This window comes from Pseudomonas chlororaphis subsp. piscium (assembly GCF_003850345.1).
In the GTDB taxonomy this organism is placed as follows: domain Bacteria; phylum Pseudomonadota; class Gammaproteobacteria; order Pseudomonadales; family Pseudomonadaceae; genus Aquipseudomonas; species Aquipseudomonas piscium.
In genome coordinates this window covers 2002794-2018500 of the sequence record NZ_CP027707.1, presented here as the reverse complement: position 1 = coordinate 2018500, position 15707 = coordinate 2002794, and the positions used below count along the sequence as shown (strand labels likewise).

The 15707-nt window shown below is 63.0% G+C and carries 15 protein-coding genes; 3 read left to right on the top strand and 12 right to left on the bottom strand.

All coding sequences use genetic code 11. The features are described 5' to 3' along the window. Positions 1–146 precede the first annotated feature (146 nt). The 5 genes from C4K38_RS09230 to C4K38_RS09210 form a co-directional block, all read right to left on the bottom strand. Positions 147–959 (bottom strand): OmpA family protein, encoded by an 813-nt coding sequence (locus tag C4K38_RS09230; RefSeq protein ID WP_053278083.1) that lies wholly within the window; start codon positions 957–959, stop codon positions 147–149. Further along, positions 956–1312 carry a DUF4398 domain-containing protein gene (locus C4K38_RS09225; protein WP_009042881.1) on the bottom strand — a complete coding sequence of 119 codons (357 nt, stop codon included), beginning with the start codon at positions 1310–1312 and terminating at the stop codon, positions 956–958. The genes C4K38_RS09230 and C4K38_RS09225 overlap by 4 nt, the downstream gene beginning before the upstream one ends. Before the next feature lie 9 nt (positions 1313–1321). Next, positions 1322–2146, bottom strand: coding sequence for a substrate-binding periplasmic protein (locus C4K38_RS09220; protein ID WP_053278082.1), 825 nt, complete (start codon positions 2144–2146; stop codon positions 1322–1324). A gap of 81 nt (positions 2147–2227) precedes the next feature. Next, positions 2228–3157 (bottom strand): electron transfer flavoprotein subunit alpha/FixB family protein, encoded by a 930-nt coding sequence (locus C4K38_RS09215; protein WP_053278081.1) that lies wholly within the window; start codon positions 3155–3157, stop codon positions 2228–2230. A 2-nt stretch (positions 3158–3159) separates the two neighbouring features. Then, positions 3160–3909 (bottom strand): electron transfer flavoprotein subunit beta/FixA family protein, encoded by a 750-nt coding sequence (locus C4K38_RS09210; protein ID WP_007928126.1) that lies wholly within the window; start codon positions 3907–3909, stop codon positions 3160–3162. A gap of 546 nt (positions 3910–4455) precedes the next feature. Between C4K38_RS09210 and C4K38_RS09205 the strand changes: the two genes are divergently transcribed. Continuing rightward, positions 4456–6120, top strand: a complete 1665-nt coding sequence (locus C4K38_RS09205) for an electron transfer flavoprotein-ubiquinone oxidoreductase (RefSeq protein ID WP_038580822.1) — start codon at positions 4456–4458, stop codon at positions 6118–6120. Between the two features lie 176 nt (positions 6121–6296). Here C4K38_RS09205 and C4K38_RS09200 read toward each other — a convergent pair whose 3' ends face one another. Further along, positions 6297–7187 (bottom strand): AraC family transcriptional regulator, encoded by an 891-nt coding sequence (locus C4K38_RS09200; RefSeq protein ID WP_053278080.1) that lies wholly within the window; start codon positions 7185–7187, stop codon positions 6297–6299. A 180-nt stretch (positions 7188–7367) separates the two neighbouring features. Between C4K38_RS09200 and C4K38_RS09195 the strand changes: the two genes are divergently transcribed. Then, the gene (locus C4K38_RS09195; RefSeq protein WP_053278079.1) at positions 7368–8420 is read left to right on the top strand and encodes an NAD(P)-dependent alcohol dehydrogenase; all 1053 of its coding nucleotides are present in this window, start codon (positions 7368–7370) and stop codon (positions 8418–8420) included. Positions 8421–8605: 185 nt separating this feature from the next. Here C4K38_RS09195 and C4K38_RS09190 read toward each other — a convergent pair whose 3' ends face one another. Continuing rightward, positions 8606–9085 carry a GNAT family N-acetyltransferase gene (locus tag C4K38_RS09190; protein WP_053278078.1) on the bottom strand — a complete coding sequence of 160 codons (480 nt, stop codon included), beginning with the start codon at positions 9083–9085 and terminating at the stop codon, positions 8606–8608. Between the two features lie 261 nt (positions 9086–9346). Here C4K38_RS09190 and C4K38_RS09185 point away from each other — a divergent pair, with 261 nt between their 5' ends. After that, positions 9347–9997: an HD domain-containing protein gene (locus C4K38_RS09185; protein ID WP_053278077.1), complete on the top strand. Its 651-nt coding sequence runs from the start codon at positions 9347–9349 to the stop codon at positions 9995–9997. A gap of 100 nt (positions 9998–10097) precedes the next feature. On the opposite strand, the gene C4K38_RS09180 is transcribed toward C4K38_RS09185, so the two are convergent. The 5 genes from C4K38_RS09180 to C4K38_RS09160 all read right to left on the bottom strand — a co-directional run bounded on the left by C4K38_RS09180 (position 10098) and on the right by C4K38_RS09160 (position 15640). Further along, complete coding sequence (locus C4K38_RS09180) at positions 10098–11078, bottom strand: DUF3829 domain-containing protein (protein ID WP_053278076.1); 981 nt, start codon at positions 11076–11078, stop codon at positions 10098–10100. A 286-nt stretch (positions 11079–11364) separates the two neighbouring features. After that, a complete protein-coding gene (locus C4K38_RS09175) occupies positions 11365–12312 on the bottom strand; it encodes a PfkB family carbohydrate kinase (protein ID WP_053278075.1) in 948 nt (315 codons plus the stop codon). Beyond that, on the bottom strand, positions 12305–13771 hold the full coding sequence (locus C4K38_RS09170) for a purine-cytosine permease family protein (RefSeq protein WP_053278074.1): 1467 nt from the start codon (positions 13769–13771) through the stop codon (positions 12305–12307). Before C4K38_RS09170 ends, C4K38_RS09175 begins: the two co-directional genes overlap by 8 nt. 160 nt (positions 13772–13931) lie before the next feature. Further along, a complete protein-coding gene (locus C4K38_RS09165; RefSeq protein WP_053278073.1) occupies positions 13932–14930 on the bottom strand; it encodes an ADP-ribosylglycohydrolase family protein in 999 nt (332 codons plus the stop codon). Continuing rightward, on the bottom strand, positions 14927–15640 hold the full coding sequence (locus tag C4K38_RS09160; protein ID WP_053278072.1) for a GntR family transcriptional regulator: 714 nt from the start codon (positions 15638–15640) through the stop codon (positions 14927–14929). The genes C4K38_RS09165 and C4K38_RS09160 overlap by 4 nt, the downstream gene beginning before the upstream one ends. Positions 15641–15707: the final 67 nt, after the last annotated feature.

The window sequence follows — 15707 nt, the reverse complement described above, 5'->3', positions numbered from 1 at the left end:
AGTTCATAAGTGTACTGGGACAGTTGCCACAATAGTCGACCATACAGGGCAGTGTCAGCAAAAACTGTACTGTTTTGTGTGCCAATCGTCAGGCACAAAAAAACCCGGCTCCATAGGGAAACCGGGTTGTTTTGACCATCCACGTCTTAGCGCGCGGCGCCCAGCTGGCCTTTCTCGTCGGAGAAGACGATTTCCACCCGACGGTTCTGCGCTCGCCCACGCTCCGAGGCGTTGGCCTCGACCGGGTACTCATCACCATAACCTTCGACCTGGACCCGCTTCTCCTCGACCCCCAGGTCCACCAGGATATCGGCCACGGCCTGCGCCCGGTCACGGGACAGTTTCAGATTGCTCTGCTTGTCGCCGGTGTTGTCCGTGTAGCCCTCGATCCGCACCACGCGCTTGGGGTTCAGCTGGAGAAATTGCACAACCTTCAACACTGTGCGGTTGGCCGAGCTTTTCAGCTCCGCTTCGCCGGTGTCGAACAACACATCGCCCAGGGTCATCACCAGCCCGCGATCGGTCTGGGTCGTGGCCAGGTTGATGATCTGCTCTTCCAGCCACTTGCCCTGTTGCTGCACGCTCAGCAGCTTGGCCTCGCGCAGGGCCAGTTGCAGGCGCTGGCGTTCGAGTTCGAGCTTGGCCGCCTGCTCCTGGTTCAGCGCCTGGTTGGTGTGCTCGCGGGCGATTTCGCTGTAGCGCTGGCTGAGGTAGGCGTAGTGCACCACATCCGAACCGCTGCCCCAGTAGCTGGACAGGCGATCGGCCCGGGCCAGGGACTCACCGGCACGGATCACATCCTTGGGCGCGATGCGCAGCACGTTGGAGTCTTCCTTGACCTTCTGGAAGTCTTCGCCGGCCTGTTCCAGCGCTGCTTCACTGCGCTGCCCGGCGCAGCCGTAGAGGCCGGTGCAGGCGATCAGCAGCATGCCACCCAATACTCGAGTCATACGAATCATTGGGCATCTCCCAACTGCTTGCGCAGGCGAGTGATGCGGGTCTGGACGAGGTTCAGCTGTTCCTGGCTTTTCAGGGTCAGGACTCGCGCTTCGGCCAGGCGTGCATCCAGTTCCGCCTGTTCGGCACGCATGCGCGCGTGCTTGAACGACTCTTCCTGCATGTTGCGTTGGGCGCGGGCGAACTTGTCCTCGGCCAGTTTCATTTCCGGCACATCCTCTGCCGTGGCCCCCACGGCCTTGGCCTGAGCCAGGGTTTGTTCGGTCAGGCGCATTTGTTCATTCGGCGCCGGATCGGCTGCGCAACCCGCCAGAGCCAGGACGGCCAGGGCAGCGAAAAGAGGTCGAATACTCACTAGAAATCCCTACTGTTTGGGGGTGCTGACAGGTTGCTGCAACTGTGCCTTCCAACGCTCGAGATTGCGCTGCAGCACGGCTTCCGTCAGACCGGACGCGGGCAATTCTGTCATCTTTTTCGCCAACTGTCCGCGCAACCATGGGTCGTTGCAGGCGGAGTTGTGCGAGACGGCCAGGAACAGGCCAGGTTTGTCGGCAGGTTGCGGGAATGCTAGCAGATCGTTAGCCATACCCAGCGACTGGGACAGGGCCGTGCCGGCGTAGCGTCCGGCCAGTACGTACTCCACCTCCCCCAGCAGCAGTTTCTGGAACGCCTGGGTCAGGTTCGGCATACGGGTCAGGCTCAATTGCTCCTTGGCGAAGGCTTCGAAGGACGGCGTCAGGCGTGCCCTTTCCGACAATGCGCCAGTATGCCCATGCAGGTCTGACGGCTGGCTGTAGCTCAGCGTCGAGCCCTTGCGGGTCCAGACCAGGAAATCGTTCTCCAGCAGCGGCGGATGAATGTAGTCCAGTGCTTCCAGCTCACTCACCGTCAGCGGCGCGTCGGCCAGCATGTCCATGCGCCCACTGCGCACTTCGTCCAGGGCGGCGGAGCGCTTGCCGGCATACAACAGCTCGACCTTGACCCCCAGCTCCTGCGCCACGTGCTGCAGCAGCTCGGCGCTGGCGCCAATCAGGTGACTGGGGTCCTGCGGGTCGCGCCACAGATACGGCGGGGCATCCGGACTGCCGGTCACCACCAGGCGCTCGCATTTACCGGCGGCCATCGACGGCAACGGCATCAGTGTCAGTCCCAGCAGCACTGACAGGCCACCCAGGCGGCGCAGATCCATGGCGAAATTCTCCCACTCCAATTCCAGACAATAAAAAAGCCCGGCCAAAAGACCGGGCTCTTTATAAGTGAAGCCGCTGGATTAGACCAGCTTCTCCAGCTCAGGTACGGCTTCGAACAAGTCCGCCACCAGGCCGTAATCGGCCACCTGGAAGATCGGCGCTTCTTCGTCCTTGTTGATCGCAACGATCACCTTGGAGTCTTTCATGCCGGCCAGGTGCTGGATCGCGCCGGAGATACCGACGGCGATGTACAGCTGTGGCGCAACGATCTTGCCGGTCTGGCCGACCTGCATGTCGTTGGGTACGAAACCTGCGTCGACCGCGGCGCGCGAAGCACCCACGGCAGCGCCCAGCTTGTCGGCCAGGGCGTACAGGTGTTTGAAGTTGTCGCCGTTTTGCATGCCGCGGCCGCCGGAAATGACGATCTTGGCAGCGGTCAGTTCAGGACGGTCGGACTTGGCCAGCTCTTCGCCGACAAAGCTCGATTTGCCTGCATCGTGAGCGGCAGCAACCGCTTCGACAGCGGCCGAACCACCTTCGGCGGCAACCGGGTCGAAACCGGTGGCGCGCACGGTGATGACCTTCACGGCAGCGTTCGATTGCACGGTGGCGATGGCGTTACCGGCATAGATCGGACGCTTGAAGGTGTCGGCGCTTTCTACCGAGATGATCTCGGAGATCTGGTCGACGTCCAGTTGCGCGGCAACGCGTGGCAGGATGTTTTTACCGTTGGAAGTGGCGGCGGCCAGGATGTGACTGTAGCCCTTGCCCAGTTCGGCAACCAGCGGAGCAACGTTTTCCGGCAGCTGGTGCGCGTAGGCAGCGTTGTCAGCGGACAGGACTTTGCTCACGCCAGCGATTTTCGCAGCGGCTTCAGCCACGGCGCCAACGCCCTGGCCGGCAACCAGAACGTGGATGTCGCCGCCAATTTTGGCAGCGGCGGCAACGGTGTTCAGGGTGGCCGGAGCCAGCACCTTGTTGTCGTGTTCAGCGATTACCAAGATAGTCATGATCAGATTACCTTCGCTTCGTTTTTCAGTTTCTCGACCAGTTCAGCGACCGACTTGACCTTGATACCCGCGCTGCGTGCAGCCGGCGCTTCGACTTTCAGGGTCTTGTTGGTAGAGGCGGTGGAAACGCCCAAAGCATCAGGAGTCAGCACTTCAAGCGGCTTCTTCTTGGCTTTCATGATGTTTGGCAGAGACGCGTAGCGCGGCTCGTTCAAACGCAGGTCGGTGGTGACGATCGCCGGCAGGTTCAGCGAAACGGTTTGCAGACCGCCGTCGATTTCACGGGTCACGGCAACCTTGTCGCCCGACACTTCGACCTTGGAGGCGAAGGTGCCTTGAGCGTAACCGCTCAGGGCAGCCAGCATCTGGCCGGTCTGGTTGTTGTCGCTGTCGATGGCTTGCTTGCCAAGGATCACCAACTGAGGCTGTTCCTTGTCGACCACGGCCTTGAGCAGCTTGGCCACGGCCAGGGAGTTCAGTTCATCAGCGGACTCGACGAGGATGGCACGATCAGCACCCAGCGCCAGGGCGGTACGCAGTTGCTCTTGAGCAGTAGCGGGACCGATGGAGACGACGACGATTTCAGTCGCTACGCCTTTTTCTTTCAGGCGTACGGCTTCTTCCACTGCGATTTCGCAGAAAGGGTTCATCGACATCTTGACGTTGGCGAGGTCGACGCCGGAATTGTCCGCCTTGACGCGAACCTTGACGTTGTAATCGACAACGCGTTTGACAGCTACAAGAACCTTCATGGATTCCTCGTTACTCTCCGGTGAAAAGAAAGTCGCCTAGGCGAACCTGGCGGTTGATGCTCATCGGGTACAAGGGCACCTCTAAAAACGCTGGCATTGACCCTTGCAACAGCAGACAGATGACCCTGCTCACGGGATGATGACCGTTCGTCAGTGGCGACTGGCCGGTCATTCTTTAGCGCGGCGTGTAAACTGCACGTTGCGTCACCTTGTACTGCCTTCGCCCTGTCTTTAGAGGTGCTCTTGAAACCAACAGTCAGCCTACGGCGAGCGCAAAACCGACCGTATCTTGACCGGAACGCCTATTCTGGTCAATACGCCAAAATGGCCAGTCATAAGCCGCGCTTCTTTGATTTACATGGGCTGCAGCAAATTCAAACAAACGTTTGTATTGGACGCTAAGAGTGGTGTAGATATAATGCGCCGCCTAGAGAGAAAGGCGGGTCGTTCATTGTCCACTCCCCTGTCCGGCGGAGAAAACCATCGATGCGACACCCAACCTCCAATTAGAAAAAAACCGTTGAGCCTTGAGTAGGAGATAGCCTAGTGGAACGCGAATACATGGAATTCGACGTGGTCATCGTCGGTGCCGGCCCCGCTGGCTTGTCCGCCGCCTGCCGACTGAAGCAGAAGGCCGCCGAAGCCGGTAAGGAAATCAGCGTCTGCGTGGTCGAGAAAGGCTCCGAAGTCGGTGCTCACATTCTTTCCGGCGCCGTGTTCGAACCGCGCGCCCTGAACGAGCTGTTCCCGGACTGGAAGGAACTCGGCGCCCCGCTGAACACCCCGGTCAAGCGCGATGACATCTATGTCCTGAAAAACGCCGACAGCGCGACCAAAGTTCCTGACTTCTTTGTGCCCAAGACCATGCACAACGAGGGCAACTACATCATCTCCCTGGGCAACCTGTGCCGCTGGCTGGCCCAGCAGGCCGAGAACCTGGGTGTGGAAATCTACCCGGGCTTCGCCGCCCAGGAAGCGCTGTTCGACGAGAACGGCGTGGTCCGCGGGATCATCACCGGCGACCTGGGTGTCGACCGCGAAGGCAATCCGAAGGAAGGCCTGTACACCCCCGGCATGGAACTGCGTGGCAAGTACACCCTGTTCGCCGAAGGCTGCCGCGGCCACATCGGCAAGCAGCTGATCAAGCGCTTCAACCTGGACAGTGACGCCGACGCCCAGCACTACGGCATCGGCCTCAAGGAAATCTGGGAAGTCGACCCGGCCAAGCATCAGCCAGGCCTGGTGGTCCACACCGCTGGCTGGCCGCTGGACATCATGGGCACCGAGAACACCGGCGGCTCCTTCCTTTATCACCTGGAAAACAACCAGGTGGTGGTCGGCCTGATCGTCGACCTGTCCTACAGCAACACCTACCTGTCGCCGTTCGACGAATTCCAGCGCCTCAAGCATCACCCGGTGCTCAAGCAGTACCTCGAAGGCGGCAAGCGTGTCAGCTACGGCGCGCGGGCCATCTGCAAAGGCGGCCTGAACTCGCTGCCGAAGATGGTGTTCAAGGGCGGCGCGCTGATCGGCTGCGACCTGGGCACCCTGAACTTCGCCAAGATCAAGGGCAGCCACACCGCCATGAAGTCCGGCATGCTCGCAGCTGACGCCGTGGCCGATGCGCTGTTCGCTGGCTCCGAAGGCGCCGACGAGCTGAACACCTATGTAGAAGCATTCAAGTCCAGCTGGCTGTACGAAGAACTGTTCGCCAGCCGCAACTTCGGCCCGGCGATCCACAAGTACGGCGCCATCGTCGGCGGCGGTTTCAACTGGGTCGACCAGAACATCTTCGGCGGCAAACTGCCGTTCACCCTGCACGACACCAAGCCGGACTATGCCTGCCTGAAGCTGGCCGCGGACTGCAAGAAGATCGACTACCCGAAACCGGACGGAAAGCTCAGCTTCGACAAACTCAGCTCGGTGTTCATCTCGGGTACCAACCATGAAGAAGAACAGCCTTGCCACCTGAAGCTGACCGATCCGAGCATCCCGATCGGCAAGAACCTGCCGCTGTACGACGAGCCTGCTCAACGCTACTGCCCGGCCGGGGTGTATGAAGTGATCACCAAGGAAGACGGCGAGAAGCGCTTCCAGATCAACGCCCAGAACTGCGTGCACTGCAAGACCTGCGACATCAAGGACCCGGCGCAGAACATCACCTGGGTCGCGCCGGAAGGCGCGGGCGGCCCGACTTACCCGAACATGTAAGGCGTACGCTTGAAAAAAGGCTCCCGAACGGGGGCCTTTTTTATTGCCAGTACCACTGCCCTGCTTCTGTAGGAGCACAGCTTGCGTGCGATGAAATCACTGCGGTGCGTCTGCCGGACCGCGTCGCTATTATCGCGGGCAGCCTCGCTCCTACAGAAGAGTGTCGCTCCACGCCATCACGCCGCACGCTCATCCCCCGGATTGCGCTCGAAGTAACGCTTGTACTCACGACTGAACTGCGAGGTGCTCTGGTACCCCACCCGATGCGCCACCTGGGCCACGCCCAGCCCTTCCCCCAGCAGCAACTGCTGCGCCTTGAGCAAGCGCAGGCGCTTGAGGTACTGCACCGGCGACAGCAGCGTGCTGCGCTTGAAGTGCTCATGAAAGGTCGAGGCGCTCATGTTCGCGCAACGGGCCAGGGTCTCGACGTTCAGCGGCTCGGTGTAATGCTCGTGCAAGTGATTGAGCGAGGCGGAAATCCGGGCGAACTGCCCGTGCTGCTCCACCAGCGCACGCAGCACATCGGCCTGCGGCCCACGCAAGACGGTGAACATCAATTCGCGCAAGCGCGCCTGGCCCATCACCTTGCACTCCAGAGGATCGTGCAGGCAGTGCAGCAGGCGCTCCACGCAACCGCGCATCGTGTCGTCGAGCACCACCGAGGTCATGGACTCCGGGGTCTGCGCCTGGGCACTGCGCCCTGCGGCGCCCCCCATTGCCAGCACCAACTCGCCCAACAACGCCCGGTCGAGGGCGATGGACACCCCGAGCAAGGGCGCATCGGGCATGGCGAAGGTCTCGCACTCGAAGGGCACCGACAGCGCCTGGATCAGGTAATGCCCGGCGCCGTACTCCAGGGTCCGCGGGCCCAGGTACGCCAGTTTGCTGCCCTGGACGATGATCATCAGGCTCGGCTCATAGATCTGCGGGCCACGGGCCACATCGCAACTGGCCCGCAGCACCTTGACCTCGGGCAGCTCCGTGGGGACGAAACCGTCGCGGGTCGCAAGAGGCTGGATCAGGGACACCAGGGTGGCGTTGGCATCGAGATGACGGGTCAACAACATGGGGAAAACTTCACGAAAAAAGGGATGAAAACATCATCGCAGGTCTGAACGCCAATGCCGCGGGCAAATGGCCGATGGCGGAGGAATAGGCATGACATGGCGAGGAATCGCCATGTTCGCGTCAGGCAGCGGCGCCGAGAATGGCCCGCCTCACCTGTCAGTGCTTTTGCGAGGTTCATCATGTACACAGCCATCGGTTACGCCGCCCAGTCAGCCACCACGCCCCTCTCCCCCATGAGCTTTCAGCGACGCAGCCCGCGCCCCGACGACGTGGCCATCGAGATTCTCTACTGCGGCGTCTGCCACTCCGATATCCACCAGGCCCGCAATGAATGGGGCATCGCCGTGTACCCGCTGATGCCGGGCCACGAGATCGTCGGCAAGGTCACCGCCGTCGGTGCCCAAGTGACCAAGCATAAGGTCGGCGATCTGGTCGGCGTCGGCTGCATGGTCGACTCCTGCCGGCATTGCGAAGCCTGCGCCGCCAACCTGGAACAGTACTGCCTGGAAGGCCCGACCATGACCTACGCCACCCCGGACCGGGTCGACGGCAGCAACACCATGGGCGGGTACTCCGACAGCATCGTGGTCAGCGAGCACTTTGTCGTGCGCATCCCCGAGAAGCTCGACCTGGCCAGCGCCGCGCCGATCCTCTGCGCGGGCATCACCACCTACTCGCCGCTCAAGCATTACGGGGTGAAGGCCGGCGACAAGGTGGGCATTCTCGGCATGGGCGGCCTCGGTCACATGGGCATCAAGTTCGCCAAGGCTCTGGGCGCGGAAGTGACCCTGTTCACCCGTTCGGCGAGCAAGGCCGAGGAAGGTCGTCGCCAGGGCGCCGATCATGTGATCGTCTCCACCGATGCCGAACAGATGAAAGCCGCGGCCGGCCGCTTCGACTTCCTGCTGGACACCATTCCGGTGCAACACGACCTCAACCCCTACCTGGATACCCTGCGCTTCGACGGCGTACATATTCTGGTCGGCCTGATCGAACCGGTGGACCCGCCCGTGCACGCGGCCAAGCTGGTGCTGGGGCGTCGCGTGCTGGCCGGCTCGCTGATCGGTGGCGTCGCCGAAACCCAGGAAGTGCTGGATTTCTGCGCCGAGCACAACATCACCTGCGACATCGAGATGCTCGACATCCGCCAGATCAACGAGGCTTACGCGCGGATGATCGCCGGCGATGTGAAGTACCGCTTCGTCATCGACATGGCCACCCTCAAGCAATAAACGCGACCCCGTAGGAGCGAGGCTTGCCCGCGATGGCGGTAAGTCTGAAAAAACGCTATCGCGGGCAAGCCTCGCTCCTACAGAGGAAGAAGCCTCAGCCGCCAAGTCCGGCGCAAACGCCAGAAATAGGTCATGCGCTGTGCAGCCTCGCCAGCGCTACAGCCTGCTGTCATGGAGCGGTGGGTTCAGCCTTGGGCGAACGCGCGCAGCACATCGCCATCCATGCGGTACCTCACCCACTCTTCCTGCGGCTGGGCGCCCAGGGATTTGTAGAACTGGATCGCCGGTTCGTTCCACTCCAGCACGCTCCACTCGAAGCGCCCGCAACCGTTGTCGCAGGCGATCCGCGCCAGGTGTCGCAGCAACTGTTTGCCAGCGCCGCCGCCGCGCTGTGCAGGGGTGATGTAGAGGTCTTCCAGGTACAGGCAGTTGCTGCCCAGCCAGGTGGAATAGCTGAAGAAAAACACCGCGAAGCCGATCGGCATGCCGTCGCGCAGACAGATCAGGCCGTGGGCCGTGGCGCCCTCGCTGAACAGGCTGCGCTCGATGTCGGCGACGCTGGCGATGACCTCATGGCGCGCGCGTTCGTAATCGGCCAACTCCCTGATGAAGGCAAGGATTTGCGGTGCATCGCTGGGCACGGCTGGGCGGATTTCGACGGACATCGGCGGGTCTCGGTTGGAAGGCAGGCGGCCATATTAGATCGACAGGGGAAGGACATGCACGGGTATTTCACGGTGATGTGCCTGGAGGTCGTGGCGGGTGATTGTCCATGTCGGAATTGCCCGGCTCCTGTAACCCGTGCCGCAGACTTACCGGTCAGCCACCCAACAAAGGACGCTGGTGTGAGAGCTCCATGGGCTTTATCGCCGCCTTCGACAGCGGCTACAGTAGCGCGTTATTCACCCGCTGATGGCTCCCTCCAGATGACCGCCCACGCTTTTGCCCCCCTGCCCGATCTCGCCAACACCCTGCTGCCCCATGCGCTGGAGCCCGTCGACGACGGCGCCCACGACCTGTCGCACCTGCAGCGGGTATGGGCCAATGTGCGGCGCATCGCCAGGGAAGACGGCGGCGACTTGCAAGTGTTGCTGGCCGCTACCCTGCTGCACGATTGTGTCGCCGTGGAAAAGAGCTCACCGCTGCGCGCCCAGGCCTCGCGCCTGTCGGCGGAAAAGGCCTCGGCCCTGCTGCACCAGTTGGGCTGGCCCGAAGCGAAGATCGCCGCGGTGGCCCACGCCATCGAAGCCCACAGTTTTTCCGCCGCCATCCAGGCCGACACCCTGGAGGCGAAGATCCTGCAGGACGCCGACCGTCTCGACGCCCTGGGCGCTCTCGGCGTGGCCCGTACCTTCTATGTCGGCGGCCGGTTGAACCGAGCCTTCTACGATCCCCACGACCCGCATGCCGAGCACCGCGGCTACGACGACCTGAACTTCACCCTCGACCACTTCCACACCAAGCTGCTGCACCTGGCCGAGGGGTTTCAGACCCTGACCGGCGCGCGCCTGGCGCAGGTGCGGCATGCCCGCCTGAAGCGCTTCATGGACGAATTCATCGATGAGATCGGCGGCTGACTTACTCCGCCTCGCGCTAACTCCGAAGCCTGCAGGATCACAGCCGCCACGATCCTGGCCATGACCCTGTTGAATGCCGCAGGCCCCCTCAAGCACCGGCTCAGCAGGTCGGATGGTTGAAGCGATTGATCATATTGCCGTAGGTGCGGTTGTAGCGGTTGGCCGAGCGGACGATGCTCGAACTCTGCATCTGCGCCGACAGGTTCTTCATCGCGCCCTCGGGAGCGCGCTTGTACACCCCGTCCTTGACGTCGCGGATGATCGAACGCGACTGGCCGATGAACTCATTGATTTCCAGCATGCCACCACCGCACGACTTGCCGCTCTGCGCCGCTTGGGCGCTGACCTTGCCATTCCAGCCCGCGGCCGCGTCGGCCACCAGGGCCAGGGACTTCTCGAAGGCCGCCAGGGCCTGCGGATCGTTCGGCTCGGCGAACAGCGTCTCGGCATCCGCGGTGTTGAGTTTGCCGTAGTAGATCAAGCCGGCCCGGTAGTAGGCCGCGGTGTCTTTCGGCGCCTCATCGAAGGCCTGCTTGGTCAGCGCCAGGTCACGCGCCCCAAGGCCGGCGTAGAAGTCCTGCTCCTTGTCGCTGACCGCGGTCAGGGCGGCCAGATAGGCCTGGCTCTGCCGACGGGCCAAGTCGCCGTTGTCGCTCAGATAGCCCTTGGACGTCGCGTAGTTCTGCAGCTCATGACTCAGCGGCGAGAGGGTTTTCAGAGCCGCGGAAAAGGCCTGGGCCGCCTGATCCACTTCCGGGATCGGCGTACCGGCGGCCAGGGCGCTATCCAGGGCCCGGCTCAGGCGATCGATGAGGATATCGTTGCCGACGCTGAAAGCGGTGATCGGCGCCTTGCCTGCCAGGGCCGGCACCTCGTACTGCTGGTAACGCTGCAAGAACGTCTGGAAGGATTCGCTGATGCTGTTCGCCGCACCGACGTACTGGTTGTATTTGTCGATTTCCTGTTGCCGGGCATCGACCTGTGCCACAGGCTGGCTGACTTTCTCACTCTTATCGCCACAACCGGCCAGCAGTACGGTGCCACCCATCAGGGCCGCAGCCAAAAACATCCGAGTCTTCATTTTTTCATTCCTTGGAAAAGTGCACCGCGACCGCACGGCAACCGCAGCGGACCGGTAACAGCCTTGGGTTTGCGCGCAGGCATTGTGCGAGACTCCCCCCGCCCTGGCAAACCTCGGGCCGCCCTGGCCTGCCCCTTTTGCGCTGAATGCCGCGCTTCTGTGATAACGATCACAACCCTCTGGCGTCGATACCAAGAGCCCCATTCGTCCATTCCCGAGCACTTATCTGCTTTGTTCCCGCCCCAACACTCCGTGTAGGAGCGAACTTGCTCGAGATCACTCTCGTTCAGTCGGCAAATGCCTGCGCTGGAACACCATCCCCATTGACCAACGCATCCACCTCCGCCGTACCCGGCGCGGTGGCCGGCCCCCAGCGGGTCACCGCCAGGGCCGCCGCTGCGTTGGCACGGCGCGCCGCCTGCAGTGGCTCCAGCCCCTGCGCCAGGGCTGCGACAAAGACCCCGGCATGGGCATCGCCGGCACCGTTGCTGTCCACCGCCTGGACCTTGAAGCCCGGCACATGGGCGCTGTGGCGATGCTGGCTGACCCAGCAACCCTGCGGCCCGTCCCTGACCACCAGCAACACCTCCTGCGACAGCCCCTTATGCAGGCGCTGCAGGGCTTCGGCGATGGTCGAGGTCCCGGTGAAGCGCAAGGCCTCGATGCTGTTGCTGGTCCAGATATCGATACGCGGCAGTAGCCGGCGCATGGCCGCGGAGTCCGGCGAATCCACCAGCGGGCCCGGATCGAACGCCAGCCGGATCGCCCGCGGCAAGGCCAGCAGCCAGTCCAGCAAGGCCTCGGCCTTGCCGGCATGCAGCAGGCTGTAGCCGCTGACATAGACAGAGTCGTCGGCCTGCACCGCGACACCGGCCAGATCCTCGGCCGACAGCTGGCCTTCCGCCCCGATGTAGGAAATGAAGCTGCGTTCGGCCGAGGCTTCGGTCAGCGCCACACACAGACCTGTGTCCTCGGTGCGGCTGGCCTCGAGAGTGACCTGGATGCCCTCGGCACGCATCGCCTCACGCGCCAGATCACCGAAACGGCCGTTGCCGTGTCGCCCCAGGTACAGCACCGGCAAGCCGTTACGCTGGGCGGCGGCCATCACGTTGAAGCCGCCGCCGGCCTCGAAGCTGGCGGACTGCGCCAGTACGTCACCGCCGGAACTCGGCAAGCGGTCCACGGACATCACCAGATCGACGATGACCTGGCCGGTGTGCAGCATTCTAGGCATTGGCATTCTCGACAAAAGCGCCGCGGCGGTCCCTGGCCCCGCCCAGCACGGCATACACACCACCGGCCACCAGGAAGGTAACGATCCAGCCCAGGCCGTTATGGCCCAGCCAGGAGTCGGCCAGTGGCCCGGCGAACCAGATGTTGTCGGCAGTAGTGCCGATGGTGGTGAAACTGAAGCCCAGCACTATGGCCAGCGCCCAGGCACCGCAGGCCCGCCATTCGACACCACCGCGATACCAGTACGCACTGCTCGGGCTGACGTCCAGCAGGTCCTTGGGGCTGTAGTGGTGACGGTGGATCAGGTCGACCACGAAGATCCCGACCCAGGCGGTGAGAGGCACCGCCAGCAAGGAAATGAAGGTAATGAACGGCCCATAGAAACTCTCGGCGATCAGCATGAAGTAGATGGAGCCGGCGAAGATCGCCACGATGTCCACCACCACCGCATACACCCGCTTGACCTTGAGCCCCAGGGTCAGGGTGGTCAGGCCGGCCGAATACACCGAGAGGTTGTTCGACAGCAGCAGGCCGCCGAAAGCGGTGATCAGGTACGGCACCGCCATCCAGGTCGGCAGCATGTCGCGAATCGCCACGATCGGGTCGGTGGCCGAGGCCAGGTCGTCGTTGCCCACCGACAGCAGACCGCCCAGGGTAATCAGCAGCACCAGCGGAATGCCGGCACCAAAGGCCGCCGATGCCACCAGGCGCGAGGCCTTAACGCTGCTGTGCTGGTAACGCGACATGTCGGCGCCGGTATTGGCCCAGCCGATGCCGGTGCCCGCGGCCATGGTGCCGATACCGATGATCATCGCGCTCAACGGCGCCGGGGTCGCGTTGAATACCGCGCTCCAGTCGATGGTGGCGCAGAGGAAGCCGCCCACCAGCAGGTTCAGCGCGCCGAAGACATAGGTGGCCCACTTCTGGATCACCAAGAGGGTCGCATGGCCGAGGCCGGAGACGACCAGGGTCAGCAGCACGAAAATACCGATGAACACCAGGGTCAGCAGCGGCGCGCTCTTGGCTTCCACTGGCGAGCCGAACAGGATCGAACACAGTGACAGCAGGACGAAGGCGGCGGTGGTGGTGTTGACGGTTTCCCAGCCCACCCGCGACATCAGCGACACCAGGGTCGGGCCGATATTGCCGCGCACGCCGAAGATCGCCCGCGACAGTGTCAGGCTCGGCGCCCGCCCGCGACGCCCGGCGATGGAAATGATCCCCACCACCGCGAACGAACCGGCGGCGCCAAGGATGGCGACGATGATCGCCTGCCAGATCGACAGGCCGCGAAAGGCTACCAGGGTCGCCCCCAGCGGCAAGCCGAGGATGCTGATATTGGCGGCGAACCAGACCCAGAACAGTTGCAGCGGATGGCCGTTGCACTCGCCTTCCGGCACCGGCTCGATGCCACGGGTTTCCAGCTGCCCGGCGCTTTGCCCGGGGTTCGATGCACTCATGAAAAAGCTCCTGTTGCCTTTGTTGTGATTGTCGGCAATTTCGGAAGTCGATCAGACGTCCCGGCATTCCTCGCCGTATTCCTGCTATCCATGGCAAATAGGCCTCAGCGACGGCCCGCGCACAGGTGGTGGGAGCCTCGGTCATGCAGCCTCGCGGCCCTTAACGCAGGGCCAGCAGCCCCTGCACCAGAGGTTCGAGATCCAGGTCGTTGACCTGCTTGATCTGCTCGATCAAGGTGGCCGGCCAGCAATCCATCCCCTGGCAGGCACCGAGCATCGCGCCGAGGATGGCGGCAATGGTATCGGTGTCGCCCCCCAGGCTGGCGGCCATGCACAGCGCCTCGAACGCCTGCAGTTCGCCGATGGCCACCTGATGCGCCAGGGCAAAGGACACCACCACCGATTCCTGGGAAGCGACGGAAGTACCGATCAGGTCGTACAGCAGATCGGCCAGCAGCGCCTTGTCGCTTTCGACACTGAGGCTGCGCGCCCAACTGATGCGGGTGGCGATACGGCCGCCGGCCACCCAGTGGCCATGCCGCTCCGCCTCCTGGGCGATCTGCACGCCAATCTGCAAGGCATCGCCCAGCGGCACGCCATTGATCCCGGCGGACACCACCGCTGCTACCGCCGCCGCGCTGGAGATACCCAGCGTGGTGTTATGGGTCACCTGGCAAGCCTCCACCACCGCACGGATAAAGGCCTGGGCATCGTCGACATTCGCCGCGATGCCCACCGGGGTGACACGCATCGCCGCGCCATTGGTGGTGCCGTAGCGCCCGGCCTCTTCCGCGGTATGCCCGGCGAGGATCATTTCGATGGCACGTTTGGTCGACGGGCCCAACAGGTCCTGGGAGCCCTTGGCCTGCATCGCCGCTTCCCACTCGATCAGGCTGTGGGCCAACGCCGCCGGTTCGATCCGCCCCTTGCCCGCGACCAACAGGTCGCCGACCAGGATCGCCTGCTCGGTGTCGTCGGTGATCGAGCCCTTGGGCATGTTGGCGGCGATCGGCTGATCGGGGCCGGCGTCTTCCAGGCCCTTGATGGCCCCGAAGCGCTGCTTGATCTGCTGCCGGCTCAAGGATTGGGTCGGCATGCCCAGGGCGTCGCCCAGGGCCAGCCCGTAAAAAGCGCCCAGAGCGCGATCCAGGGGGATCATTTCTGCGCTCCGAATTCCAGGTGCAGGCGAAAGTGCAGCGGGTCGAGAAAACTTTCCACCTGTTCCATGAAACGCCCGCGGCGGTCATAGGTGGTCCGCAGGGCCTTGAGAAACACACTGCCGGCCGGACGCCCCAGCAGTCGTGCTTCTTCTTCACCCAGTGGCTCGGCGCCGATCCATTGATCGCCGCGCTCGCCGATGTAGCCGTAGGCGGCCAGGGTAATGGTCAGGGAATCATCGATCAGCCCTACTCGCGGCAGGCTCTCCAGGCCTCCAGTGGCGGGCATCAGGGAACGTTCAAGGGAAACCACGGTGCCGTCGGTAGAACGCCGGCGCCGGTCCAGGGCAATGAACTGGTCGGTGCCGAAATGGCTGAACAGGTCGGGACGTTGCACCGCCTCCAGACGCAGCACCTCGGTGTTGATCAGCGCCCCGCTGTCCGCCAGGGCCTGGGCCCAGCCGTTTTGCTGGTCCAACATCACACCGTCAAAGGTGACGATGGAGCCGACCCCGCTCTGGGTGGCGATGTAGTTGCGGCGTTTGAGTTCGGCCAGGGCCTCGCGCAAGGTGCCACGACTCACCGAGAATTCCTGGGCCAACTGATGCTCGCCCGGCAGCAGGAAACCGTCCTCCATGAGGCCGCTTTCGATGCGTCGGATCAGCTCATCGACCACGCGTTTTTTCTTGTCAAATCGAACATGTCTAATCATGTACAAATTGATACATGAAACAGAATCCTGGTCGCAAGATATTTATTCGATCAACAAGATGTTTCGG

What these genes read in the sequence shown, in the direction of transcription:
- C4K38_RS09230 (WP_053278083.1), bottom strand. Translation starts at nt 959, where the DNA reads ATGATTCGTATGACTCGAGTATTGGGTGGCATGCTGCTGATCGCCTGC.
- C4K38_RS09220 (WP_053278082.1), bottom strand. Translation starts at nt 2,146, where the DNA reads ATGGATCTGCGCCGCCTGGGTGGCCTGTCAGTGCTGCTGGGACTGACA.
- C4K38_RS09215 (WP_053278081.1), bottom strand. Translation starts at nt 3,157, where the DNA reads ATGACTATCTTGGTAATCGCTGAACACGACAACAAGGTGCTGGCTCCG.
- C4K38_RS09210 (WP_007928126.1), bottom strand. Translation starts at nt 3,909, where the DNA reads ATGAAGGTTCTTGTAGCTGTCAAACGCGTTGTCGATTACAACGTCAAG.
- C4K38_RS09200 (WP_053278080.1), bottom strand. Translation starts at nt 7,187, where the DNA reads ATGTTGTTGACCCGTCATCTCGATGCCAACGCCACCCTGGTGTCCCTG.
- C4K38_RS09195 (WP_053278079.1), top strand. Translation starts at nt 7,368, where the DNA reads ATGTACACAGCCATCGGTTACGCCGCCCAGTCAGCCACCACGCCCCTC.
- C4K38_RS09190 (WP_053278078.1), bottom strand. Translation starts at nt 9,085, where the DNA reads ATGTCCGTCGAAATCCGCCCAGCCGTGCCCAGCGATGCACCGCAAATC.
- C4K38_RS09185 (WP_053278077.1), top strand. Translation starts at nt 9,347, where the DNA reads ATGACCGCCCACGCTTTTGCCCCCCTGCCCGATCTCGCCAACACCCTG.
- C4K38_RS09180 (WP_053278076.1), bottom strand. Translation starts at nt 11,078, where the DNA reads ATGAAGACTCGGATGTTTTTGGCTGCGGCCCTGATGGGTGGCACCGTA.
- C4K38_RS09175 (WP_053278075.1), bottom strand. Translation starts at nt 12,312, where the DNA reads ATGCCTAGAATGCTGCACACCGGCCAGGTCATCGTCGATCTGGTGATG.
- C4K38_RS09170 (WP_053278074.1), bottom strand. Translation starts at nt 13,771, where the DNA reads ATGAGTGCATCGAACCCCGGGCAAAGCGCCGGGCAGCTGGAAACCCGT.
- C4K38_RS09165 (WP_053278073.1), bottom strand. Translation starts at nt 14,930, where the DNA reads ATGATCCCCCTGGATCGCGCTCTGGGCGCTTTTTACGGGCTGGCCCTG.
- C4K38_RS09160 (WP_053278072.1), bottom strand. Translation starts at nt 15,640, where the DNA reads ATGATTAGACATGTTCGATTTGACAAGAAAAAACGCGTGGTCGATGAG.